Genomic DNA, 23,674 nt, shown 5'->3' on the forward strand with positions numbered 1-23,674 from the left:
CACGAACCCCATGTGCAGGTCAGGCCTCCGCGCGCAGCGCCTGCTTCCAGGAGATCCGGCCGCCGGTCTGCATCAGCGCCCCGCGGAACGCGCGCTCGGAGACCAGCAGGGCCAGCACCGCGAACGCCGCCAGGATCAGCAGCGAGACCACCGGCTCCCACCACGACGTGTCGCCCGACAGCACCCGCGCCGGCATCGCGACCACGTTGGCGACCGGGACGTACGACAGCACCGTGAGGAAGGAGCCCGAGGCCGTGAACGTCAGGAAGTAGACGCCCATCACCAGCATCGTCATCGGCGTGGAGGTGTACTGCAGGTCCTCGGACCTGCTGGCCAGCGCCCCGGCCACCGCGTAGAGCGCGGCCAGCGCGAGGAAGCCCACCGTGAAGAACACGACGAACCAGATCAGCGACGTCGACAGCGCGGGCAGCGCGATCGCGATCGGGCTGACGGCCACGGCGGCCAGCCCCACGGCCGCGAACAGCAGGTTCTGCCCCGCCGCGATCACGGAGCTGCCCACGATCTTGCCGGCCAGGAGCTGGCGCAGCGGCACCGCCGTCGCGATGATCTCCACCAGCCGCGACTGCTTCTCCTCGACCACCGAGCTCGCGATCATCATCCCCGAACCGATCGCGCCGGCGAAGAAGAGGAACGACAGGGCGAAGCTCGCGAAGAACAGCGTGTCCTCGCCCATCGCGTCCGGGTCCAGCGCCTCCGTGGTGAGCGCGGCGCCCTCCGACAGCTCCGCCGGAGTGGTCCCGGCGGCCTCGGCGTTGGCCGCCAGCACCTCCTGCTCGACGGCGGTACCCACCAGGCGGGAGACGGTGCTGTCCGGCTGACCCTCGCCCGCCAGCACCCAGCCGTCGCCGCCCGGGTGCAGCCACACGTCCGCGTCGCCCGCGGACAGCGCGGCGCGCGCCGCGTCGTCGTCGGCCACCTCGAGGAGCTCGAGCTCGGTGCTGCCGCCCTCCGCGTCGGCCAGCTCGGCCGCCGCCGTCGCCGACGCGACCGCCGTGGCGTCGGAACCCGCCACCGCGACCGTGTACGTGTCGACCCGGGTGGACTGCCACGTGAAGAACGCGGCGAGCAGGGCGATCACGGCGAGGGAGACCAGCAGACCGATGACGAACGCCTTGTTCATCACCCGGGTCACGATCTCGCGCTGCGCCACCAGGAGCCAGGCGCCCCGGGAGCCGTCGTCCGGCGGTTCCTGGGCCGGCGCGTTCGAGGAGTTCTGCCTCACGGTGGTCATGCCGTCACCTCACGGTAGATCTGGGCCAGGGAAGGCCGGACGGGGCTGAGCTCGCGGACCTGGCCGCGCTCCAGGGCGGTGGCGAGCAGGCGCTGCGTGGTGGCGTCGTCGGCGAGCTCGACCAGCGCCGTCGGACCGTCGACGTCCACGGCATGCACGCCGGGCACCCCGCGCACCCACCCGGCGTCGGAGTCGAGGACCAGCCGGTGGCGCACCGTGCCCGCCTCCTGCAGCTCGGCGGGCGTGCCGTCGGCGACGACCTCGCCCGTGCGCAGGATGACGAGCCGCTCGCAGAGGCGCTCGACCAGGTCGAGCTGGTGCGAGCTGAACAGCACCGGGACGCCGCGAGCGGTGTGCTCACGCAGCAGGTCGACCATGCCGTCGACGGCCGCCGGGTCCAGGCCGGAGAACGGCTCGTCGAGGATGAGGGCACGCGGCCGGCCCATGAGCGCCGCCGTGATCTGCACGCGCTGCTGGTTGCCCAGGCTGAGCTTCTCGACGTGGTCCTTGGCCCGCTCGGCCAGCCCGAGCCGGTCGAGGTGCTCCATCGCCTCGGTCCGGGCGGCCGCGGCCGGGATGCCGCGCAGCCTCGCCAGGTAGACGAGCTGGTCGATGGCGGGCTGCTTCGGGTAGAGGCCGCGCTCCTCGGGCATGTACCCGAACGTGCGGCGGTCGGCGCGGGTCACGGGTGCCCCGCCGAACCGCACCTCACCCGAGGTGATCGACAGGACGCCCATCATCATGCGCATGGTGGTGGTCTTGCCGGCACCGTTGGAGCCGACGAACCCGGTGAGCATCCCTCCGGGCGCCTGGAAGGAGACCGCGTCGACGGCGCGGCGGTCTCCGAAGGTTCTGGTCAGGTCGTGGACCTCGAGCGTGGTCATGGCACCGACGCTACGGAACCAGGCCCCGGCGCGGATCCGCCGCCAGACGGAATCGCCTGTCTCCCCCGCGAGACGGACCGCCGTCGTGCTGGTGCAGCCATCCAGGCGTGATGCCGGACGTTCCGCTACGTCACCCCGTGCTGGTGGACGTAGACCACCGCCTGCACCCGGTCGCGCAGGTGCAGCTTCGACAGCACGCTGGACACGTGCGTCTTGACGGTGGCCTCGCCGAGGAACAGCTCGGCCGCGATCTCCGCGTTGGACAGCCCTCGTCCCACGTGCACCAGCACCTCGCGCTCGCGGGGTGTCAGGAGCTGCACACCGGGCGCCGACGCCGGTGCACCGGTCGGGTGCGGGACCGCGGCCGGGGAGGATCCGACCGCACCGGCCGGTGAGTCGCCGGACGCCGCCGAGCCCCGGCCCACCATCCTGTCCACCACGCGGCGCGTCACCTGGGGAGACAGGAGCGCCTGGCCCTCGGCCACGGTGCGCACCGCCTCGACGAGGTGCTCGGCGTCGGAGTTCTTCAGGAGGAACCCGGACGCACCCGCGCCGAGGGCGTCGAACACGTAGGCGTCGTCGTCGAACGTGGTCAGGACCAGCACCCGGGACAGGTCCTGCGCCACGATCTCCCGCGTCGCCTCGATCCCGTCCATGACGGGCATCTGCACGTCCATGAGGACGACGTCCGGCCGCAGCCTGCGGGCCGCCTCGACGGCCTGGGCGCCGTCGGCCGCCTCGCCGACCACCTCGAGGTCGTCCTCCACCGACAGGATGAGACGGAACCCCGACCGGACCAGCGCCTGGTCGTCCACCAGCAGGACGGTGGTCATGACTCCTCCAGCGGCAGGGGCAGGCGGACGCGCACACGGTACCCACCCGTGACGCGGGGGCCGATCTCCGCCACCCCGTGGTGCGTCGCGACCCGCTCACGGATGCCCACGAGCCCCAGGCCCGAGCCCGACGACCCGGGCCGGGCGCGGCCGTCGTCGATCACCTCGACCTCGGCGTACCCGCCGCGGAACCGGGCGTCGTCGGCGGCCGGGCGCCGGTCGACCCGCACGGTGACGCTCGCGGCACGCGCCGTGGAGTGCTTGCGGACGTTGGCCAGCGCCTCCTGCGCCGTGCGGAACAGGCTGAGACCCATCGGCCCGGACACCGCCTCCTCCGCACCCGCCGGTTCGGCGACCAGCGCGTAGGTCACCTCGAGCCCGCCGTCCGCGCCGGCCAGCCGCTCGATGTCGGCGATCCCCGGCTCGGGCGAGCGGTCCCCGCCGCCCGCCGTGCCGCCGTCGTCCCCGATGTCGCGCAGCGTGCCGACCAGCCCGCGCATCTGCTCGACGGCGTCGCGCGAGGCCGCTTCGATCGTGCTCAGCGGCACCGCCGCAGAGCCGGGGTCCTTGGCCAGCAGGCGCCGCGCGGCCGCGGCCTGGATGCCGATGACCGACACGTGGTGCGCGACGACGTCGTGCAGCTCGCGCGCGATGCGCAGCCTCTCGGTGACGACGGCGCGGCGGCCGAGCTCCTCGGCCTGCCGCTCGATGGTGGCGGCCTGCTCCGCGAGCTGGGCGCGCCGCCGGGCGGCGTGCCACGTGACCTGGCCGAGGGCGATGGCCCCGAGGAAGTAGGCGATGTTCGTCAGCCAGGTCTGGGCGATCATCGCGTCGAGGGGCGACAGGAACCCCGGCGGGTCGTCGAGCAGGCCCTCGCTCTCGGCGTACTGCTGCATGCCGGTGCTGACCGCCACCTGCCAGAACAGCCAGCCGAACATCGCGGCCAGGCAGACGGCGACCACGATGAGCATCGCGCGGCGGTCACGGGCCCAGGCCACCGCCGTGTAGAGCGTCATGAAGTACACGACCTGCAGCACCTGGCTCAGCGGGACCACCGGCACGGTCAGACCGACCAGCAGGAAGTGCGCGTAGACGACGGCGAGCACCGTCAGGGGGTACCGGCGCCGGACCACGAGCGGCAGGGCGCCCGCCCCCGCCAGCACGTAGAGCAGCCAGGCCGGGCTGTCGTCGGACTGGGCGAGGTAGCCCGCCGAGCGGGTCAGCTCCATGCCGCCGACGGCGAGGACGGTGAGCGCCAGGCCGAGCCACACGTCGCGGCGGTAGGCCGTGGGCGGGTCGGCGGGGACTCTCTCGAAGTCGGCGTCGACGCCGAACCACTCGGCGATCACCTCGGCGGGGTGGGGGCGCGGCATCCCCTCAGCCTAGGGAGTCGGCGGTGCGGCGGGATCCGTCGCACGACGGAGGCGCCGGCCCGCCGGGTGGGTCGGCCGGCCCCGTGCCAGCCTGTGGCCATGACGTCCTTCTGGATCTGCCGGACCTGCGCCGTCGAGCACGCGACACGGCCCGAGGTCTGCGCGATCTGCGCCGACGAGCGCCAGTGGGTCCCGGCGTCGGGCCAGTCCTGGACCACGCTGGACGAGCTCGCCGCCGAGGGCCGGCACATCGAGGTCGAGGAGCTGGAGCCCGACCTGTTCGGGCTGCAGACCACGCCCGGCGTCGGGATCGGGCAGCAGGCCAAGCTCCTGCGCACCCCGGCCGGGTCGCTGCTGTGGGACCCGCTGGGCTTCGTGGACGACGACGGCGCCGCGGCCGTGCGCGACCTCGCCGGCATCGCGGGTGTCGTCGCCGTGGCGGCGAGCCATCCGCACATGTTCGGGGTGCAGGTGGAGTGGAGCCGGCGCCTCGCGGGCGACGCCGGACCGGTCCCGGTCCTGGTCGCCGAGGCCGACGCCGGCTGGGTCGCCCGCCCGGACGACTCGATCGTGCCGTGGTCCGGCGAGCGGGAGGTGCTCCCCGGGGTGACGCTCAGCCAGCCGGGCGGGCACTTCCCGGGTTCCGCCGTCGTCCACTGGGCCGCGGGGGCGGGCGGCCGGGGCGTGCTGCTGTCGGGCGACACGATCTTCGCGAACCCGGACCGCACGGCGAGCTTCCTGCGCAGCTACCCGAACCGCATCCCGCTGTCGGGGGCGGTGGCGCTGCGGGTCGCCGGGCACGTGGCCCGGCGACCCTTCGACCGGATGTACAACAACTTCGACGGCGTGATCCCGGCCGACGCGCGCGCCGTCGTGCTGAGATCAGCACGACGGCACGCGGCATGGGTGCGCGGGGACTTCGACCACCTCACGTGAGGTGTCGCGCGGGGCGCCGCACGGATCAGTGGTCGTGGTCCTCGTCGGCGTGCTCGTCCTCCGCGTGCTCGTCCTCCGCGTGCTCGTCCTCCGCGTGCTCGTCCTCGGCGTGGTCGTCCTCGCCCTCCGCGTGGTCGTGCTCGGGCTCGGGCTCGCCGAGCGCGCCGGCGATCTCGTTCGGCGTGACGCCGAGCTCGCCGGTGGCCCAGACCTCGCCCTCGACAAGGTCCACCGCGTGGATCGCGTCGTTCGCCGGGTCGGTGACGTAGACGGAACCGTCGAGCGTGAGCACGGCCGGGCGCGGCTCCTGCCACTCCATCGGCTCCTCCCACTCGTCCAGCACCGGGATGGACGCGGTGATCTCCGCGGTCTCCGGGTCGATGACCTGCAGGTCGCCGTCGGTGGTGAGCACCAGCGCCTCGCCGTCGTCGCCGCGGGCGAGCGACCGGAACGTGTACGAGGCCGGCAGCTCGACGAGCTCCAGGCTCGCGTCGCGGGTGTCGATCAGGCTGACGGTCGTGGGGCGCTCGAGCTCGGCGTCCGGGTCGGTCTTGTAGTCGCCGAGCATGATCGGCGACGCCTCGGTGCCGGCCTGGTTGCCGATGCGGGAGTAGTCGTCCGGCGTCTCGACCTTCGTGACCGTGCCGTCGGCGTAGATCAGCGCGCCGTCCTCGCACCCGACGACGACGGCCTCGCCCTCGGCCACGGCCTCCCCGTGCACCCCGGGGCAGTCGTCGCTGGCGACGATCTCCTCGCCGTCTGCGTCGAGGACGCGGACGGTGGAACGCTCGTCCTCGTTGCCGTCGGTGACCAGCAGCGAGCCGTCGCTCAGCGGGACGGCCACGCCGTGGTGGGCCTCGGGGAGCTGGACGTCCTCGACACCCTCCTGATGGGCGATCTCGGCGGACTCGACGAGCTGCACCAGGCCGGTGCCGTCGTCGAAGAGGGCGGTGACGCCGTCGTGCACCACGGCGTGGCCGGGCTGCTGCGCCGCGTAGGTCACGTCCGTGAGGTCCGGCGTGGCGGTGAAGTAGTGGAAGTGCTCGCCGTGCCCCTCGCCCCAGGTGCCGGTGTCGAGCACCTGGAACCCTCCGGTGGTCGAGACGAGCACGTGCCGGCCGTCACCGGCGGCGTTGAGCCGGTTGAAGCCGGCCAGCTCGAGGTCGGCGAGCTCCTCGAACGACTGGGCGTCGAGCACCTTGATGCCGCCGTCGTAGGTGACGGCGAGGCGCGGGCTGCGGCCCTGGACCTCGGTGGGCGCCGCGGGGGCCGACTCGTCGGCGGTGCTGCCCGCGGACCCGGCGGATGCCGGGTCCTCGGACTCGGTGGCGCAGGCCGCGACGAGCGCGAGCGGCAGGGCCAGGGCGAGCGCCGTGGCGGCGCGGGAACGGGAGCTCATGGGTGGTGACTTTCCATCTCAGCGACAGGGGACCAGGATGCGAACGAGAATCATTCGCATCATGCTCCGCCGAGTCAACCACGCATGAGAACGGTTATCAAGACGGGCCTCGTCCGGCTCAGCCGAGCGCGCGCTGGCGGCGCCCGGCGGCCAGACTGACGATGAGCGCCACGAAGACCACCAGGTACACCTGCCCGATGATCGCCTCGCTGGTCGCGAGCAGCCGCCCGAGCGGCGTCACCGCCGCCAGGTCCCCGTAGCCCAGCGTCGTGATCGTGGTGAGGCTGAAGTACATGAACGACGTCGTGGACTGCTCCGTGCCGAAGAAGTGTCCCTGCGTGACGTTGTCGACCGTGAGGAACGCGTAGTAGTAGGCCAGCGCGATCAGCAGGTAGGCCGACACCGCCCCCAGCAGCGTCGCCAGCGTCACGACGCGGTGCTGCACCAGCCGCCGCGCCACCACCACCGGGGCGCACGCCGCGATGAGCAGGAGCAGCGGTGGCGCCGACGTCACCTCGTCGGGCGTCTCGAGGACGAGGACCACCACCAGGGACAGCACGATCAGCGCGCCCACCAGCACGTAGCCCCAGCGGCGCCACCGCGCCCGCAGCCCGGACGCCCGCAGGGCGAGCGCGAGCGTCGCCCCCACCGTGAGGGTGGTCCCCAGCCCGGCCACCTGTGCGCCGACAGCCGCCGGCCCGGCGTGGATGTCGACCAGCGACAGCAGCGCCACCGTCAGGGCCGCCAGGACGAGCAGCAGCCCGAACCGGTCGACCCACCGCGAGCGCGGGTCGATGAACAGGTCGCCCTCCTCCGGCGGCTGCTGCCGGCGGGCGAAGAAGCCCCGCGGACCGTCCAGGTGCGGATCGACGCCAGCGTGCGGGTCAGCGTCGGTCCGCGGATGGGCGTCCGGGTCGCCGCCCGCGTCGGGGCTGGTCACGGGCGGTCCTGCACGGCGTCCTCCAGGGATGGGTTCGTCCCCATCGTGGACGAGCCGGGCGCGGTGCGCGCGTCGAGGCCCGGGTCCGGGTCCGGGCCGGGCACCGTCACCGCCGCGATCGCCGTCGTGATCGGGATCGCCAGCACCAGCCCGATCGACCCGACGAGCGTGCGGACCACCTCCTCGGCGATCTCGCCCGAGGTGATGGTCATCAGCGGTGTCTGGTCCAGCAGCCAGACCGTGAGCAGCAGCGGCAGCGCCGCGCCGACGTACGCGAACGCGATCGTGTACACCGTCGAGGCGATGTGGTCCCGGCCGATCCGCATCGCCCGCGCGAACAGCACCCGTCGCGGGGCCGTCGGGGCGAGCGAGCGCAGCTCCCACACCGCGGACGCCTGGGTGATCGTCACGTCGTTGAGCACGCCCATGCCGGCGAGGACGAGGCCGCACAGGGCGATGCCCCGCAGGTCCACCGACGGCGCGATGATGGTCAGGTTCTGCGCCAGCTCGTCCGACGCCCCGGTGATGTGCGCGGCACCCGTCGCCCACGTGCCGATGCCCGCCGTCAGCGCCAGCCCGGCCAGGGTGCCCAGCAGCGCCACGGTGGTCCGCGCCGTCAGGCCGTGCGCCAGGTAGAGGACGGCCAGCATCACCGCCGACGACGTCACGAGGGCCACGCCCATCGCGCTCTCCCCCGCCAGCAGCGCCGGGAACGTGAAGCCGACGAACACGGCGAACGCCACCGCCAGCCCCGCGATCGCCGCCAGCCCGCGCCACCGCGCCACCAGCAGCACCACCAGCGCGTAGACCGCCGCGAGGACGCCGAAGGGGACGTCACGCTGGTGGTCCATGAACACGTACGGCGTCACCGTGTCCGCGAAGTCGCCGATGTACAGCGCCGTCACGCGTTCGCCGGGCTCCAGCTCGAACCGCGGGTCGGCCTGCATGCCGGACGTGCCGCCGTCGGGCAACCGGATCGCCACGTCCCCGGCCGTGGCGTCCTCCATGGTGGGCCAGGACTCGTCCGCCGTCTCCTCGAGCGGCCCGACGACGGTGACCACCACGAGCTCGCTGCCCTCGACGACGACGGGGATGCGTTCGGGGACGTCGGCCGGGGACGGCCACAGGGTCCACAGCCCGAACGCGGTGGCGACCAGGGCGGGCAGCACCAGCAGCGCCAGCACCAGTCGGGTGCGCCACGGGGCCGGCGGGACGGGCCCGCCGTGGGAGTGCGCATGGCCTCCGGGCGGCAGGCCGTCGTCCGGCGAGCCGTCCCGCGGAGCGGCGGCGTGGCGTGCCCGGCGGGGCTCCAGCTCGGTCGTCACGCGGTCATGCTGCCACGCGGCCCGGGACCCGTCGGGAGCCCGCGCCGTAGACTCCCGTGGTGACCGACGCCGCCGTCCCCGCGCCCTCCACCGCCGCGATCGTCGGCGTCGGAGCCGCCGTGGTGGGCGGACTCTGTGCGGCACTCCAGACCCGCGTCAACGGCTCCCTCGCCGAGCACGTCGGCAGCGGCTTCGGCGCGGCGGTCGTCTCGTTCGGGTCCGGGTTGCTGTGGCTGCTGCTCGCCCTGGCCTGCTGGCCCGCCGCGCGCGGCGCCGTCGGACGCGTCCTGTCGGGCCTGCGTACCCGGCGCCTGCGGTGGTGGGAGGTGCTGGGCGGGACCGCCGGCGGCTTCTACGTCGCAGCCCAGGGCCTGACCGCCGCGACGCTCGGCGTGGCCCTGTTCATGGTGGCGGTCGTGGCGGGGCAGTCGACCAGCTCGCTGCTGGTCGACCGGTTCGGGCTCGCCCCGGGCGGCGTGCGGCTGATCACGCTCGGACGGGCGCTGGGACCGCTCCTGACCGTCGTCGCGGTAGGGATCGCCGTCTCGGGCTCGGTGGGGACGGTGCCGTCCGTCGGCCTCGCCGTCATCCCGTTCCTGGCCGGGGCGTTCCAGTCGTGGCAGCAGGCGATGAACGGGCGCGTACGCGGGGTGGCCGCCGCGCCCGGCGACCGGTTCGCCGGGGTGGCTGCGGCCACCTTCGGCAACTTCGTGGTCGGGACGGCGGCGCTGGCGGTGGCGTTCGGCGTGTCCGTGCTGGCCGTCGGGCCACCCACCGGCACGCTGCCCACGCAGTGGCCGCTCGACCTGGTGCTCTACTCGGGCGGGCTGCTCGGGATCGTGTTCATCGCCATCCAGGCCGCCGTGGTCCACCGGATCGGGGTGCTGCTGCTGGCGCTGGGGATGATCGCCGGGCAGATCGTCGGGGCGCTGCTGCTCGACGTCGTCGTCCCCGGCGTGGCGGCGCCCGGCCCCGCCATGTTCGCGGGGGCCGCGCTGACCCTCGTGGCGGTGACGGTGCCCGTCGTCGAGGCGCGGCTGCTCCGCCGACGGCGGCGCTGAACCCCGAAAACCGAGGCTGACCAGCGCAGACCCGGGGCCGTCGGGCTCGACGTGCGAGCACACCCGCATCCGGGTCACGGTGGGGTCACCGACACGAAGGAGGATCCATGGAAAGCGTCACCAAGTCCATCGACGTCGACGTCCCCGTGAGCACCGCCTACAACCAGTGGACGCAGTTCGAGGACTTCCCGCACTTCATGGAGGGTGTGGAGGAGATCCGTCAGCTCACCGACACGACCACGCACTGGAAGACGAAGGTGGGTGGCACGGAGCACGAGTTCGACGCCCGGATCACCGAGCAGCACCCCGACGAGCGTGTCGCCTGGAGCAGCACCACCGGCCCCGACCATGCGGGAGTCGTGACGTTCCACCGGCTGAGCGACGCCCAGACGCGGGTCACCGTCCAGATGGACTGGGACCCGGAGGGTGCCAAGGAGAAGGTCGGCGCCGCCCTCAACTTCGACGACCGCCGTGTCGAGGGCGACCTGAAGAAGTTCAAGTCGTTCATCGAGTCGCGCGGCGCCGAGACCGGCGCCTGGCGCGGCGACGTGAGCTGACGTCCGCGACGTGAGCTGACGTCCCCGATGTCGTCCGGCGCGCACCGACGGCCGGTCACCCTGCTCCCCTCCGTGGGAGCGACGGGTGGCCGGCCGTCGTCGTGCGCCGAGCCGTCAGCCGTGGCCGCAGGCTGTCAGCCGTGGCCGTGGGCCGTCAGCCGTGGAAGCGGACCTGCTGCTGCGGGTTGAGCTCCCTGTAGGTGTTCGGCTTCTGCTTGCCGACGCCGGCCGCGTCGTCGATCGCCAGCACGTCGAAGCCCTGCTGGATGTCGTTCGAGTAGACGTACCCGTTGTAGTAGTACGCCGACCACGAGCCGCCCACGATCAGCCGCTCGGTGGAGAGCGGGCCGCGGTCGAACCACGCCAGCTCGGTCGGGTTCGCCGAGTCGGTGAAGTCGAACACGGAGATGCCGCCCTGGTACCAGGCCTGGACCATGATGTCCTTGCCCTTGACGGGGATGAGCGACCCGTTGTGGGCCACGCAGTTCTCGGTGTTCGTGTTGGTCCGCGGGATCTTGTAGTAGCTGCGGAACTCGAGCTCGCCGTCGGCGATGTCGTAGATGCCGTTCGCGCCCCGCGTCTCGCCGACGTCCGGGTTGCAGGTGGCCGCGCCACCGCCGCCCAGCTCGTCGGTGAAGACGACCTTGGTCCCGTCGTTGTTGAACGTGGCCGAGTGCCAGAACGCGAAGTTCTCGGTGTCGCGCACGTTCGAGATCACCTCGGGGTTCTCCCGGTCGGAGATGTCCATGAGGATGCCGTCACCCATGCAGGCGCCGGCCGCGAGGTCGAGCTTCACGTAGGTGGTGATGTCGTGGCAGCCGGAGGTGTTGGTGTAGCCGCCCTCGGGGAAGAGGACCGGCTCCGACACGACGGCCGCGTCCGCCGGGGCCTTGGTCGGGATCTTCACCACGGAGATCTTGTCGTGCGGCGGCTGGCACCCGGAGAGCAGCGCGTTCGGCGAGTACGACGAGACGTAGACGTAGAGCGTCTTGCCGTTCTTCGTCGGCGCGAGGGAGTGGGTGTGCGAGCCGCACTTGGTCTCGACGGCGGAGACGTACTGCGGGTCGGTCGGGTCGGAGATGTCGAAGATCTTCAGACCCTCCCAGTAGTCGACGCCGACGGGGTAGATCGACGAGCTCGAGCAGGAGTCGTCCGTGCGCCAGGAGTCGGTGGACAGCACGAGGATGTCGCCGTAGACGGAGACGTCGTTCTGGGATCCGGGGCACACGACCTGCGCGGCCTGCTCCGGGCTCTCCGGGTCGCTGATGTCGTACACCGTGAAGCCGTCGTAGTTCCCGGCGAACGCGTAGTCCCCCTGGAACGCCAGGTCGGAGCTGTAGGAGCCCTCGGACGCGAAGGCACCGTTCTTCGGGATGTTGGCGAGCAGCTCCATGTTGAGCGAGTCCGTGGTGCCCGGGTCGGTGAGGGAGGCCGGGGCGCTGGAGTCGTCCAGAGCGGCGATGCTCTGGGCGGGCAGCTCCGACCCGTCGCTCGGTTCGGCCGAGCCCGGTGCCGCGACGGCGAACGAGCCGAGCGCCAGGAGTCCGGTCATCGCCCCGGCCCCCAGCGCTCGGCGTCGCTGCATCGTTGTCAGTTGACGCACTGGCGTCACACCTCCTTGGTAGTGTCACCCCACTCTGGCCTGATGTGACGTGAGTCACCAGGCGAAGCGCCGAGAATTAACGGGATGGTGACAGTGGACCTCCAGCCTCCGCCCAGGCTCGTCCAGCGTGCCCGACGACGGCGCCCGCCACGGGTCGCCGCCGCGGCCGTCACGCTCCTGCTCGCCGCGCCCGTCGCCGCGTGCACCGCCGACGACCCCGCCGACGACGCCGTCCCGCCGTCGAGCGTCGTCGTCCAGCCGGGCCGTCCCGGCGAGGGCAACACCACCGTCCAGCCCGAGGACTACGAGGCGCGCGACCGCAGCCCGGAGTGGAACCAGGCCGACGCCGACTTCGTGACCGGGATGATCCTGCACCACCGCCAGGCCCTCGACATGTCCGAGCTGGCGCCCGACCGCGCGCAGGACCCGGCCGTCCGCTCGCTGGCCAGCCGGATCTACGACACCCAGGGCGCCGAGATCCATGGGATGGCGGCCTGGCTGCAGGAACGCGACCTGCCCGTCCCCGTCGAGGTCGAGGAGGGGGACGGATCCGGCCCTCGGCAGCCCGACGCCGGCCACGACCACGAGGGCATGCCCGGCATGCTCAGCGAGGCCCAGCTGGCCGAGCTGGAGCAGGCGTCCGGTGCGGAGTTCGACGAGCTCTACCTCGCCGGCATGATCCAGCACCACGAGGGTGCCATCACGATGTCGACCACGGTGATGACCGAGGGCGTCGACGAGCGCGCCCACGAGCTCGCGAACGACATCGGCGCCGGTCAGCTCGCCGAGATCGGCCGTATGCAGGAGCTCCTCGACGGGCTGTGAGGCCGGACGGTCCGGGCTCGCCGATGCGCCCCGCCTCCTGACCCGCTGCCCGCACGCACGAGCGTCAGGGAGCGGTGACGAAGACGTCCAGCAGCTCGGGGTGGTGGCCGTGCACCAGCACCCCGAAGACGACCGCGTCGAAGAGCAGGTGCACGGCCACCACGTAGGAGAGCGACTTGTACCGCGCGAAGATCCAGCCCTGCACCAGCGCGAACGGGATCGTCAGGACCGGCCCCCACTCGCGGTAGCCGAGCTCCCACAGGAACGACACGAACACCATCGCCTGCAGCACGTTGGCGGCCTGCACCGGGAAGTGCCGGCACAGCAGGGCGAACACGACGCAGATGAAGAACAGCTCGTCCCAGAGCCCGACGGCGTTCACGCCGACGAACAGCCGCGCGATGTCGGTGTCGCCCTCCAGCGACGGCCAGTTGAGGTACGCCCCGGACCCGAGGAAGTACGGCGGCAGGATCAGGTAGCCGATGACCACCACGGCCGCGAGGTAGATCCACTGCCCCCGCGTCCACCGCCGTCCCGTGGCGACGGGGAAGCGCACCGCACCCGCGCCGTCGTCGTCCCGCAGGACGAACCGGGACAGCGCCCACGGCACCAGCACGGCCAACGAGAGCGCGACGGTGAACCGCGTCATCCCGGCGTTCGAGAGGTCCGCCGCGAGAGGGATGGCCGACACGATCGCCATGCCCGCCGCGATGAGCGCGAGGTGCTTGCCCAGCGCCCGGTCCACCAGCAGCCCGAGCAGGACGCCGGCCACGAGGGGCACGTAGCCCAGCGGACGGACGTGCACGGCGAACAGGAGGATGGCGGAACCGCAGACGAGCACGGCGGCGGCGTAGCGGGCGACCATGAGCGCACCCTACCGACGGGAGCGGGCGGCCAGCGGGAGGACGCCGTCAGGTTCGTCAGGCCGCCGGGCCGGTCGCCGGGATGTCACGCCCGCACGGCGGCGACGACGCCGAGCACGAGCCCCCAGAAGACGAGACCGACACCGACGGCGATGAGCATCCCGTGCGCGCCCGTCGAGCCGCGCCGCGCCGTCCACACCGACCTTGCGGCCAGCGCGACGCCGAGCACGACCAGGACAGCCCCCCACCACAACATGCGCCCTATGGTGCGCGATTCTGGTTGCCCGTGCATCCTGAGGTCTTTGCCCGGATTGCCCGGATGCCTGCTGGGCCGCGTCACACGCCCGTCACACGCCCGAATGTTGCCTGCATCACAGAAGGGCTATCTTGCGAGGGACCTCCGGCGACGGAAAGGCCACGACGAGGTGGCCCCCGGGTCGGGAGTCTCGTTACGGACCGAGACGAAGGGTGCGCTCACATGCGCTTACGGAAGCACCAGTCCAGAACCCGGCTCGCCGCCATCACCTCCGGCGCCGCGCTGGTCATCACCTCCCTCACCGCCACGGGGGCCGGCGCCGCGCCGGCGGACCCGGACGACCTGAGCCTCACCGAGTCGCAACCGACCGCGACGTCGCGGGAGGACGGCCCCAAGGCGCCGACCAGCGCGCTCGTCGAGACACCGAAGAAGCTGCTCTCGCTGAGCTCGAGCAAGAAGATCCCCGTCCTGGTCAAGTACGACTACGACGCCGTGGCCTCCTACGACGGCTCCATCCCGGAGTACGACGCCACCAGCCCGGCCGTGACCGGCGAGCCGCTGACCGAGGACGCGCCCGCGGAGAAGCGCTACCGCGGGTACGTCAAGAAGCAGGAGCGCTCGATCACCGCCGACGTCACCGACGCCGTCCCCGCCACCGAGGTCGTGGACACCTTCGACGTCGTCTACGGCGGCATCGCGGCACTCGTGCCCGGCGACGAGATCCCCGCTCTGCTCGACGTGCCCGGCGTCGTCGCCGTGCAGGAGAACACCCTCGAGAAGCCGTTGACCGACTCCAGCACCGACTTCATCGACGCGCCCGCGGCCTACTCCGAGCTGGGCACCACCTCCGAGGCCGGCGACGGCCTCGTGCTCGGCAACATCGACACCGGGCTGTGGCCGGAGCACCCGTCGTTCGCCGACGACGGCAACCTCAGCCCGTACGACGGCCCGCCGGTGGCCTGCAACTACGGCGACAACCCGCTGACCGCCGCGGTCGACCCGTTCGAGTGCAACGACAAGCTCATCGGCGGGTACTCGTTCACCGAGCTGTACGACCTGCTCGACCCGGAGGGGTACCTGTACGAGGGCACCGCCCGGGACGCCGAGGGCCACGGCTCGCACACCTCCGGCACCACGGCGGGCAACGTCGTCGAGGACGTCCAGACCATCGGGCCCGAGCTCGAGCGGATCCAGGGCGTCGCCCCCGGCGCGAAGATCATCGAGTACAAGGCGCTCGGCCCGGGCGGCGGCTACACCTCCGACCTGGTGGCCGCGGTGCAGCAGGCGATCGTCGACGACGTCGACGCGATCAACTACTCGATCTCCGGCGGCAGCACCGTCACCGACCCGATCGAGATCGCGTTCCTCAACGCCTACGACGCCGGGATCTTCGTCGCGGCGTCCGCGGGCAACGACGGACCGGGGGCGGCGACGTCGAACCACGTCAGCCCGTGGGTCACCACGGTCGCCGCCTCCACGCAGACGCGCGAGTTCAGCTCGACGCTCACGCTGACCGCGGACGACGGTTCCACGTTCACCGCCGACGGGGCCTCCATCGTGGAGGGGGTCGAGGAGCCGCTGCCGGTCGTGCACGCCTCCGAGCCGCCCTACTCCGACCCGATGTGCCTCGAGCCGGCACCCGAGGGCACCTTCGAGGGCATGATCGTGCTCTGCGAGCGCGGTCAGAACGCCCGCGTGCTCAAGGGCTACAACGTGCTGGAGGGCGACGCCGCCGGCATGGTCCTCTACAACCCCACGCTCGCCGACGTGGCCACCGACAACCACTACCTGCCGGCGCTGCACCTCGCGGACGGCACCGAGATGATGGCGTGGTTCGGTGAGCACTCCGGCGTGACGGGGACGTTCACGGACGGCGCGCCGTCCGAGGGACAGGGCGACGTCATCGCGGCGTTCTCCTCCCGCGGCCCGGCCGGCCCGTTCATCAAGCCGGACATCACCGCGCCCGGCGTGCAGATCCTCGCGGCCATGACGCCGACGCCGGAGGTTCCGGAGAGCGGCCCGTCCGATCAGTACTACCAGGCGATCAACGGCACCTCGATGTCGTCGCCGCACGTCGCCGGCGTGGGTCTGCTGCTCCAGGCGGCGAACCCGGACTGGACGCCCGGTCAGATCAAGTCCGCCATCATGACGCAGTCGACCACCGACGTCGTCAAGGAGGACCTGACCACCCCGGCCGACCCGTTCGACATGGGTGCGGGGCGCGTCGACGTCGGCGAGGCGCTGACACCGCCGTTCACGATCAGCGACACCACGGAGAACTTCGCGGCGCTGACCACGGACCCGGTGCACGCCGTGGACCTCAACATCCCGTCGATCAACGCACCGACCCTGCCCGGTCGGCTGACCACCACCCGCACGCTCGAGAACACCTCGGGCCGCACGCTCGTGGTGCGCCCGACGGCGGACACGCCCCGTGGCACGAAGATCTCGTTCAGCCCGCGGATCGCGACCGTGCGACCGGGCAAGAGCGTGGAGTTCGACATCACCATCACGGACACCTCGGCCAGCGGCGAGCAGAAGTTCGCCGAGATCACGTTCCGCACCCAGCGGGGCGACGGCCACATCCCGGTGGCGTTCGTGCCCACCCAGGGCAACGTGGCGCTGACGCAGTCCTGCGAGGAGGAGTCGATCCACTTCAAGGACGACGTGACCTGCACGGTGACGGCGACCAACGAGTCGTTCAACGAGCAGTCGGTGTCGGCGACCACCACCGGTGAGCGGGCGCTGCGGGGCAAGCACACGGAGACGGCGACCCTCGCGGCCGCCGAGCTCGGCGTGCCGAGCGTCGACACGCTCGACGCCTCCGGGTTCCTCGACCTCGAGAGCTTCGGCATCTCGCCGGAGGCCTTCGGGGACGAGACGCTGACGACCTACGACGTACCGGCCTACGAGTACAACGGCCGCACGTATACGTCGCTCGGCGTCGACTCCAACGGCTACCTCGTGGCCGGCGGCGGGACGTCGGAGGACAACAACTGCTGCGACCTGCCGGGCGGCGCCTCGTCGGCCCGCCCCAACTCGGTGCTCGCGCCGTTCTGGACGGACCTCAACAGCGAGGCCGGCGACGGCACCGCGGCCGAGGGCGTCCGGATCGGCAGCCTGAGCGACGGGGTGAACAGCTGGCTCGTGGTCCAGTGGGACATGTACGTCTGGGGCACCCAGGACGCGCGGTCGTTCCAGGTGTGGATCGGCACCAACGGTGAGCAGGACATCACGTTCGACTACGCCGAGCCGATGGCTTCCCCGGGGATGGACTTCCTCGTCGGGGCGGAGAACGCCGCCGGTGCGGGCGACATGGTGGCGGAGCTGCCGGACGGCAACACCCAGGTGGTCACCTCGACCGACCCGACCCCCGGAGGCAGCCTCACGTACGACGTGACGCTCGAGGCCAAGCGGCCGGGCAAGGGCGTGGTGCACACCGAGCTCGTGGCGGACGAGGTGCCCGGCACCACGATCGTCGAGACGCCGGTGAAGGTCACGGTGTTCAGGCACCGCGACTGACCGACCGGAAGAGAGTGCGGCGGCCCCGTCGCCCGGGTACATCCCGGGTCGGCGGGGCCGCCGTCGTCTGACCGCGCAGCTTCACCGCTTCGTTCGGCAGTTTCAGCTCCGTTCGGCAGTTCGAACGACCGAACGGAGCGCGAACTGCCGAACGGAGCACGCGACAGCGGCGGTATCTCCGTGACGCCGACGACGACGCCGATCTAGCGTGCCGACATGACCGTTCAGCTGCTCGACGTCCCCGGCCTCGCGCCGACCGCCCCGTACGCCTACGCCGCGACGGCCGCCGCCGGCCACAGGCCCGTCCAGCTCGCCGGCGCCTGCCCGCTCGACGCCGACGGGCGGACGGTCGCCCCGGGCGACGTCGCCGCCCAGACCGCCCGCTGCCTCGACAACCTCGTCACCGCGCTGGACGCTGCCGGAGCCGCCCTCACCGACGTGCTCGGCACCCGCGTGCTCGTCGCCACCACCGACCGGCGCGACCTCCACACCGCCTGGGACGTGGTCGAGGCCCGGTTCGCCGAGCACGCCGTGCCGAGCACCCTGCTCGGGGTCACCGTGCTCGGGTACCCGGACCAGCTCGTCGAGATCGAGGCCTGGGCCGCCGTGCCCTGAGGCACCTCAGGCCGCCTGAGTCGTCGTGCGGTTCGCGTCTGAGGTACCCCCGCCGTGCAGGACTGGGCGACCGGCCGATCCGCCGGGCCCCACCTCAGCACGAGTGTGGAGTCATGCCGGAACGACCGGCGCACGGCGAGGGGAACATCATGAACCTGCAGGGACCTGCCTTCGAGGCAGAGCTGGCCTACCGACGCGAGCGTGCGGCGCAGTCGTTCGGCGCGCCGTCCTTCTGGGCCCGGTGGCGCGCTCGTCGCGCCGCCAGGGTTCAGGCCCGGTCGCGGCGCCCGGAGCTGGCAGCGCGAGCGCGTGAGGCCGTCGACCGCCTGGCCGACACGATCGACACCGTGGCGGACCGCACCGACCGCGCCGCCTGGGACGCCCGCATGGCTCGCCGGGTCGCGGAGATCGAGGCCGGCCTCGCCGCGCTCCGTCCCACGACCGACCGCACCCACCGCGCGGCGTGAGCCCGGGCCCGACGACGACGGCGGACCGGGCTGCGGTCCCGGCCGAATTACCCTCGGCCGTTGTCGGTAGCGGGTGGGACGATGCGAGGGTGCGCCGGTCGTCTCAGATCCCTCTCATCGCTCGAGAGCACCAGGTCGCCGGGTTCCGTCGGTCCTTCGACCGCGCGGCCGCCGGTGAACCGGGAGTGCTCCTCGTGGGTGGCGACGCGGGCGTGGGCAAGACACGACTGGTGACCCACCTCGCCACGCAGGCAGCGCAGACCGGTGGACGCGTCGTCGTCGCCCACTGCGTCGACCTCGGCGAGATCGGCATCCCGTACCTGCCGTTCACCGAGGCGCTGGGCCACCTCCAGCGGCCCACCGGGACGGACGACGACGTGGCCTCCTGCGTGGCCGAGCTGATCGCCGAGCGTCCCGCGCTCGCCCGGCTCCTCGACCCGGCCGGTCCCCGGACCGCCCAGGACGACCAGCACGCGGAACGTCTGCCGCTGCTCGACGGGCTCGCGAGCGCCCTCGCGGCTGCCGGTGGGCCCGGTGCACCGCTCGTGCTGGTGGTCGAGGACCTGCACTGGGCCGACCCGTCGACCCGCGACGTGCTGCGTTTTCTCGTGACCCGGCTGCGCGCCGAGCACCTGCTGCTCGTGCTCACCTACCGCAGCGACGACGTCGACCGCCGCCACCCCCTGCGGCCGCTGCTGGCCGAGCTGCACCGGTCCGAACGGGTGGACCACGTCGAGCTCGATCCCTTCACGGCCGGCGAGCTGCGCGAGTTCACCACCGCCCTCAACGACGGCCCGCTGCCCGAGGCCGACTTCACGGAGGTGCTGCGACGCTCGGAGGGCAACGCGTTCTTCGCGGAGGAGCTGGTCGCCGCCGGCCTCGCCTCCGGGACGCTGCCGTGGTCGCTCGCCGACGTCCTGCACGCCCGCATGCAGCACCTCGACCCGGGGGTGCAGCAGCTCGTGCGGCTCGCCTCGGTCGCCGGTCGCCAGGTGCGCGAGGACCTGCTGCGCGCTGCGGCCGAGCGCACACCCGGGCTCGACGCCGCCACCACCGCGACGGCCCTGCGCGACGCCGTCACCCACCAGGTCCTCGCCGTCGAGGGCGCCCACCTGGCGTTCCGGCACGCCCTGCTCGCCGAGGCCCTCTACCTCGACCTGCTGCCCGGCGAGCGCACCGCCATGCACCTGTCCTACCTCGCGGCGCTGCTCGACTCCCCGGACCTCGGCTCGGCCGCGGAGCGCGCGCACCACGCCCAGCAGGGCCACGACCTGCCGACGGCGCTCGCCGCGTCCTACGACGCCGCCGTCCGCGCCCGGGACCTGCTCGCACCGACGGAGGAGCTCCGGCACCTCGAGCAGGTGCTCTCGCTCTGGGACTCCGTGCCCGACGCCGTCGCACGTGTCGGTGTCGACCGGGTCGAGGTCGCGCTCGACGCGGCGGCGGCCGCCTCGCGCAACGGTCAGCCCCAGCGCGCCGTCCAGCTCACGCGCCGCACGGTCGAGTCGCTCGACGCCGACCGGCGACGCCAGGCGAGCCTGCGGCACGTGCTGGCCCGCTACCTCCTGGACGTCGAGGAGGACATGACCGAGGCGACCCGCCAGACCGACCTCGCGCTCGCGGCCCTCCCGGCGGAGCCGACGGAGGACCTCGCCGCCACCCTCGCCGTCCGCGGCCGGATCGAGATGAACCGCGACGCCGACGACGCGGCCCGTGACTTCCTGGAACGGGCGGTCGACGTGGCCCACCGGGCACGCGCTCCCCAGGCGGAGGCCGACGCGCTCGCCTCCCTCGCCGTGATCGAGGTGGGCGACCCGGAGACGGCGGCCCGGCTCATCGAGTCGGCGATGCACCGCGCGATCGACGCCGGCAGCCTCGCCGCCGAGATGCGCTGCCGGTACAACCTCGCCACGACCTGGTACTACGCGGGCCGCCTGGACGACGCGCAGGAGCTGCTGCACCAGGGCCTGGCGCGGGCGGAGGAGACGGGCACGACCCGCAGCTCCACCGGCATCTCGATGCGCATGATCGCCGAGCTGCTGCGCTACGTGCGCGGCGACCTCACCGAGGCCCCGCGGCGCGACGGCGTCCCCGCGCTGGAGGCCATGGTCCTGGAGAGCGCGGGCCTGTACGCCGCGGTCGCCCGCGGTGACGAGCGGGTCCTGGAGCGGACCGCGGCCCTGCAGAAGGACTGGGACGTCGACGGGTTCGTCGCCCTGATCTCCGGCGGCTGCCGCATCGACGCCCTGACGTACGCCGGCCGGTACGACGAGGCGGTCGACCTCGCCGAGGCCGTCGTCGCGCACCTCGGCGCCGTGTGGAGCACCTACTTCCTCGGGCGTATCTGGATCTCCGCGCTCGCCCTGGCCGCCCTGGCCGACGCCGCGGAGGAGGCCGCCGTCGGCCCCGCCGATGCACAGCAGGCGGAGCGCCGGGAGGCCGGCGACGCGCTGCTCGCCGTGGCCCGCGAGACCGCTGAGCGGGGGCGCCCGCGCGGCGGCGTGCTCGGGCCCGAGGGCCGCGCGTGGCTCCGGCGCGCCGAGGCCGAGCACGCACGGCTCGCCGCCGCCACCGACGGGACGCCCGCCGATCCCGCCCTCTGGGAGGCCGCGGTGCGCGAGTTCTCGTACGGCTACCGGTACGAGACCGCGCGGTCGCGGTTCCGCTGGGCGCAGGCGTTGCGAGCCGTCGGAGACCGGTCGGCTGCCGAGCTGGAGGCCGCCGAGGCCCTGCACGAGGCGCAGGAGATGGGTGCCCGGCCCCTGACCGACACCGTGCTCGCCTGGACCCGGCGCGCCCGCCTCGCCGTCCCGGGCGCGCGCCGGGAGTCCTCGACGCTCACGGAGCGGGAGGAGCAGGTCCTCACCCTCGTGGCCCAGGGCCTGTCGAACCGGCAGATCGGCGAACAGCTCTACATCTCGACCAAGACGGTCAGCGTCCACGTGTCCAACGTCCTCGCCAAGCTCGGGGTCTCGGGCCGGGCGGAGGCCGTCGCCGTGGCCACCCGCCGCGGCCTGCTGGCCGTCTGACCCCTCGATCCCCGACACGGCGAAGGAGCCCTGCGTGAACACGCTGCCCGACACGAAGCAGATGCTGCTGCACTACCTGCACGAGGTCCGCGAGTCGCTCCTGTGGAAGACGGCGGGCCTCTCGGAACGGGAGCTGCGGATGCCGCGCACGCCCACCGGGACCAACCTGCTGGGCCTGGTCAAGCACGCCGCCAGCATCGAGTCCGGCTACTTCGGCGAGGTCTTCGGACGGCCCTGGCCGACGCCGCACGAGGTGCCCTCGGACGCCCTGCTCGAGGACGACCCGAACGCGGACTTCTACGCGACGGCCGACGAGTCCGCCGAGCAGATCCTCGACCTGTACCGTCGCGTCGCGGAGTTCGCGGACGCCACCATCACCGAGCTGCCCCTGGACGCGCCGGGCCGCGTGCCGTGGTGGGGCGAGCGGGGTGACGTCACGCTGGAGCGGATCGTCGTGCATGTCATCTACGACCTGAGCCGGCACGCCGGGCACGCCGACATCCTGCGCGAGGGCATCGACGGCGCCGTCGGCCTGATCCCGCGCGCCACCAACATCCCCGACATCGACCAGGACGCGTACGTGACGAAGGTCCGGTCGATCGCCGAGCAGTTCCCGGGCTGACCCGCGGGACAATGGTCCGGTGCAGTGCCCCCACTACGACGCCGGCCGGTGCCGTTCGTGCACCCTGATCCAGCTCGACCGCCCCACACAGGTGGCCGGCAAGGAAGCGCACGTCCGTGAGCTGCTCGCGGTGTACGACGACGTCACGTGGCTCCCGGCCGTCACCGGGGCCGAGAGCGGCTTCCGCAACAAGGCCAAGATGGTGGTCACCGGCACGGTCGAGGAGCCGGTGCTCGGGATCGTGGGCCCGCCGGGGCCGTTCGCCGGGCAGAGCGTGGACCTCACGGACTGCGGCCTCTACCCGCCGGCCCTGCAGGCGGCGTTCGGCCCGCTGGCCGAGCTGGTCACCCGAGCACGGCTCCGGCCCTACGACCTCTCGCCCGCGGCGCAGGGCGGTGGCCCGGGCACTCCCGGCCGCCGCCGCAAGGTCACCCCGCGCGACGCCGCCCGGCGCGGCGAGCTCAAGCACGTCCTGGTGACCCTCTCCCCCGACGGCGAGCTGATGGTCCGTCTCGTGCTGCGCTCCACCGAGGCCGTCGCCCGGATCCGCAAGCACCTCCCGTGGCTGCAGAGCGCGCTCCCCGGCCTGGCGGTGCTCAGCGTCAACGTCCAGCCCGTGCACGCCGCGGTGCTGGAGGGCGAGCAGGAGATCGTCCTCACCGACCGCGAGACGCTGCCCATGGGTGTCGACGGCGTGACCCTGCACCTGCGCCCGCAGAGCTTCTTCCAGACCAACACCGAGGTGGCCGCGGCCCTGTACCGGCAGGCCCGCCAGTGGGTCGGTGAGGTCGACCCGGGGTCTCTCTGGGACCTGTACTGCGGGGTCGGCGGCTTCGCGCTGCACTGCGCCGCACCGGGCCGGGCCGTGACCGGCATCGAGATCTCGGCGGAGGCCGTGGCGTCGGCGACGACGACGGCGGGCGAGCTGGCCGCGCTGCCGCCGGACGCCGTCGTCGGCGGGCAGGACGCCGCGTGGTGGCGCGACGCGATGGCGGACGTGCGGTTCGCCGCGGGCGACGCGACCGGGTTCGCGCTCGGCACGGACGCGGACCCGGAGCTGGTGGTCGTCAACCCGCCGCGGCGCGGGATCGGGACGGAGCTGGCGCGGCGGTTGGAGGCTTCGAACGCGCAGCACGTGCTGTACTCGAGCTGCCACGCCACGACGCTGGCCCGCGACCTGGCCGAGATGCCGTCGCTGCGGCCGCGTCGCGCCGTGCTGCTCGACATGTTCCCGCAGACGGACCACTACGAGGTGCTGGTCCTCCTCGAGCGCGAGGTAGTGCCCCACCCCGCGAGGTAGTGCCCCACCCCG

Annotated in this window: 20 protein-coding genes; 10 read left to right on the forward strand and 10 right to left on the reverse strand. The window is 72.9% G+C overall.

Annotated features, from left to right (window positions below; genetic code table 11):
• Positions 1-19: 19 nt before the first annotated feature.
• The 4 genes from BCL65_RS03825 to BCL65_RS03840 all read right to left on the reverse strand — a co-directional run bounded on the left by BCL65_RS03825 (position 20) and on the right by BCL65_RS03840 (position 4,342).
• Positions 20-1,252 carry an ABC transporter permease gene (locus BCL65_RS03825; protein WP_106265387.1) on the reverse strand — a complete coding sequence of 411 codons (1,233 nt, stop codon included), beginning with the start codon at positions 1,250-1,252 and terminating at the stop codon, positions 20-22.
• Positions 1,249-2,136 (reverse strand): ABC transporter ATP-binding protein, encoded by an 888-nt coding sequence (locus tag BCL65_RS03830; RefSeq protein WP_106265389.1) that lies wholly within the window; start codon positions 2,134-2,136, stop codon positions 1,249-1,251. Before BCL65_RS03830 ends, BCL65_RS03825 begins: the two co-directional genes overlap by 4 nt.
• A 125-nt stretch (positions 2,137-2,261) precedes the next feature.
• Positions 2,262-2,969, reverse strand: coding sequence for a response regulator (locus BCL65_RS03835; protein ID WP_106265391.1), 708 nt, complete (start codon positions 2,967-2,969; stop codon positions 2,262-2,264).
• On the reverse strand, positions 2,966-4,342 hold the full coding sequence (locus BCL65_RS03840) for a sensor histidine kinase (protein ID WP_106265393.1): 1,377 nt from the start codon (positions 4,340-4,342) through the stop codon (positions 2,966-2,968). The genes BCL65_RS03835 and BCL65_RS03840 overlap by 4 nt, the downstream gene beginning before the upstream one ends.
• Positions 4,343-4,441: 99 nt before the next feature.
• Between BCL65_RS03840 and BCL65_RS03845 the strand changes: the two genes are divergently transcribed.
• A complete protein-coding gene (locus BCL65_RS03845) occupies positions 4,442-5,278 on the forward strand; it encodes an MBL fold metallo-hydrolase (protein ID WP_106265914.1) in 837 nt (278 codons plus the stop codon).
• A gap of 25 nt (positions 5,279-5,303) precedes the next feature.
• Here BCL65_RS03845 and aztD read toward each other — a convergent pair whose 3' ends face one another.
• From aztD to BCL65_RS03860, 3 genes are all read right to left on the reverse strand, one after another.
• Positions 5,304-6,677 carry a zinc metallochaperone AztD gene (gene aztD, locus BCL65_RS03850; protein ID WP_106265395.1) on the reverse strand — a complete coding sequence of 458 codons (1,374 nt, stop codon included), beginning with the start codon at positions 6,675-6,677 and terminating at the stop codon, positions 5,304-5,306.
• 118 nt (positions 6,678-6,795) lie between these two features.
• Positions 6,796-7,617, reverse strand: a complete 822-nt coding sequence (locus BCL65_RS03855; RefSeq protein ID WP_165799916.1) for a potassium channel family protein — start codon at positions 7,615-7,617, stop codon at positions 6,796-6,798.
• Positions 7,614-8,942 (reverse strand): YibE/F family protein, encoded by a 1,329-nt coding sequence (locus BCL65_RS03860; RefSeq protein WP_243400769.1) that lies wholly within the window; start codon positions 8,940-8,942, stop codon positions 7,614-7,616. The genes BCL65_RS03855 and BCL65_RS03860 overlap by 4 nt, the downstream gene beginning before the upstream one ends.
• A 59-nt stretch (positions 8,943-9,001) precedes the next feature.
• On the opposite strand from BCL65_RS03860, the gene BCL65_RS03865 reads away from it, so the two are divergent.
• A complete protein-coding gene (locus BCL65_RS03865) occupies positions 9,002-10,003 on the forward strand; it encodes a DMT family transporter (protein ID WP_207767657.1) in 1,002 nt (333 codons plus the stop codon).
• A gap of 107 nt (positions 10,004-10,110) precedes the next feature.
• The gene (locus tag BCL65_RS03870; protein ID WP_106265399.1) at positions 10,111-10,560 is read left to right on the forward strand and encodes an SRPBCC family protein; all 450 of its coding nucleotides are present in this window, start codon (positions 10,111-10,113) and stop codon (positions 10,558-10,560) included.
• Positions 10,561-10,714: 154 nt separating this feature from the next.
• On the opposite strand, the gene BCL65_RS03875 is transcribed toward BCL65_RS03870, so the two are convergent.
• Entirely contained in the window at positions 10,715-12,145 is a 1,431-nt protein-coding gene (locus tag BCL65_RS03875) for an LVIVD repeat-containing protein (protein WP_181340709.1), read from the reverse strand.
• 102 nt (positions 12,146-12,247) lie between these two features.
• Between BCL65_RS03875 and BCL65_RS03880 the strand changes: the two genes are divergently transcribed.
• Positions 12,248-12,988 (forward strand): DUF305 domain-containing protein, encoded by a 741-nt coding sequence (locus BCL65_RS03880; protein WP_106265403.1) that lies wholly within the window; start codon positions 12,248-12,250, stop codon positions 12,986-12,988.
• A gap of 64 nt (positions 12,989-13,052) precedes the next feature.
• Here the strand turns inward: BCL65_RS03880 and BCL65_RS03885 are convergent, their stop codons facing one another.
• Both BCL65_RS03885 and BCL65_RS17915 read right to left on the reverse strand, forming a co-directional pair.
• The gene (locus tag BCL65_RS03885) at positions 13,053-13,853 is read right to left on the reverse strand and encodes a CPBP family glutamic-type intramembrane protease (RefSeq protein WP_106265405.1); all 801 of its coding nucleotides are present in this window, start codon (positions 13,851-13,853) and stop codon (positions 13,053-13,055) included.
• Between the two features lie 83 nt (positions 13,854-13,936).
• Positions 13,937-14,107, reverse strand: coding sequence for a hypothetical protein (locus BCL65_RS17915; protein WP_165799915.1), 171 nt, complete (start codon positions 14,105-14,107; stop codon positions 13,937-13,939).
• Positions 14,108-14,329: 222 nt separating this feature from the next.
• Between BCL65_RS17915 and BCL65_RS03890 the strand changes: the two genes are divergently transcribed.
• The 6 genes from BCL65_RS03890 (at position 14,330) to rlmC (ending at position 23,662) form a co-directional block, all read left to right on the forward strand.
• Positions 14,330-17,629, forward strand: a complete 3,300-nt coding sequence (locus BCL65_RS03890; RefSeq protein ID WP_106265407.1) for a S8 family serine peptidase — start codon at positions 14,330-14,332, stop codon at positions 17,627-17,629.
• 216 nt (positions 17,630-17,845) lie between these two features.
• Positions 17,846-18,244 carry a RidA family protein gene (locus BCL65_RS03895; protein WP_106265409.1) on the forward strand — a complete coding sequence of 133 codons (399 nt, stop codon included), beginning with the start codon at positions 17,846-17,848 and terminating at the stop codon, positions 18,242-18,244.
• A gap of 113 nt (positions 18,245-18,357) precedes the next feature.
• Positions 18,358-18,711, forward strand: a complete 354-nt coding sequence (locus BCL65_RS03900; protein ID WP_106265411.1) for a hypothetical protein — start codon at positions 18,358-18,360, stop codon at positions 18,709-18,711.
• An 89-nt stretch (positions 18,712-18,800) separates the two neighbouring features.
• Complete coding sequence (locus BCL65_RS03905; RefSeq protein WP_243400768.1) at positions 18,801-21,740, forward strand: helix-turn-helix transcriptional regulator; 2,940 nt, start codon at positions 18,801-18,803, stop codon at positions 21,738-21,740.
• A gap of 34 nt (positions 21,741-21,774) precedes the next feature.
• Positions 21,775-22,362, forward strand: coding sequence for a DinB family protein (locus tag BCL65_RS03910; RefSeq protein ID WP_181340710.1), 588 nt, complete (start codon positions 21,775-21,777; stop codon positions 22,360-22,362).
• A gap of 19 nt (positions 22,363-22,381) precedes the next feature.
• A complete protein-coding gene (gene rlmC / locus BCL65_RS03915; RefSeq protein ID WP_106265413.1) occupies positions 22,382-23,662 on the forward strand; it encodes a 23S rRNA (uracil(747)-C(5))-methyltransferase RlmC in 1,281 nt (426 codons plus the stop codon).
• Positions 23,663-23,674: the final 12 nt, after the last annotated feature.

The organism is Isoptericola halotolerans (assembly GCF_003003075.1).
Classification (GTDB): Bacteria; Actinomycetota; Actinomycetes; order Actinomycetales; family Cellulomonadaceae; genus Isoptericola; species Isoptericola halotolerans_A.

Bases quoted from the DNA above. Each gene is read 5' to 3' on its own strand.
- BCL65_RS03825 (WP_106265387.1), bottom strand. From the start codon at position 1,252: ATGACCACCGTGAGGCAGAACTCCTCGAACGCGCCGGCCCAGGAACCG.
- BCL65_RS03830 (WP_106265389.1), bottom strand. From the start codon at position 2,136: ATGACCACGCTCGAGGTCCACGACCTGACCAGAACCTTCGGAGACCGC.
- BCL65_RS03835 (WP_106265391.1), bottom strand. From the start codon at position 2,969: ATGACCACCGTCCTGCTGGTGGACGACCAGGCGCTGGTCCGGTCGGGG.
- BCL65_RS03840 (WP_106265393.1), bottom strand. From the start codon at position 4,342: ATGCCGCGCCCCCACCCCGCCGAGGTGATCGCCGAGTGGTTCGGCGTC.
- BCL65_RS03845 (WP_106265914.1), top strand. From the start codon at position 4,442: ATGACGTCCTTCTGGATCTGCCGGACCTGCGCCGTCGAGCACGCGACA.
- aztD (WP_106265395.1), bottom strand. From the start codon at position 6,677: ATGAGCTCCCGTTCCCGCGCCGCCACGGCGCTCGCCCTGGCCCTGCCG.
- BCL65_RS03870 (WP_106265399.1), top strand. From the start codon at position 10,111: ATGGAAAGCGTCACCAAGTCCATCGACGTCGACGTCCCCGTGAGCACC.
- BCL65_RS03875 (WP_181340709.1), bottom strand. From the start codon at position 12,145: ATGCAGCGACGCCGAGCGCTGGGGGCCGGGGCGATGACCGGACTCCTG.
- BCL65_RS03880 (WP_106265403.1), top strand. From the start codon at position 12,248: ATGGTGACAGTGGACCTCCAGCCTCCGCCCAGGCTCGTCCAGCGTGCC.
- BCL65_RS03885 (WP_106265405.1), bottom strand. From the start codon at position 13,853: ATGGTCGCCCGCTACGCCGCCGCCGTGCTCGTCTGCGGTTCCGCCATC.
- BCL65_RS17915 (WP_165799915.1), bottom strand. From the start codon at position 14,107: ATGTTGTGGTGGGGGGCTGTCCTGGTCGTGCTCGGCGTCGCGCTGGCC.
- BCL65_RS03890 (WP_106265407.1), top strand. From the start codon at position 14,330: ATGCGCTTACGGAAGCACCAGTCCAGAACCCGGCTCGCCGCCATCACC.
- BCL65_RS03895 (WP_106265409.1), top strand. From the start codon at position 17,846: ATGACCGTTCAGCTGCTCGACGTCCCCGGCCTCGCGCCGACCGCCCCG.
- BCL65_RS03900 (WP_106265411.1), top strand. From the start codon at position 18,358: ATGCCGGAACGACCGGCGCACGGCGAGGGGAACATCATGAACCTGCAG.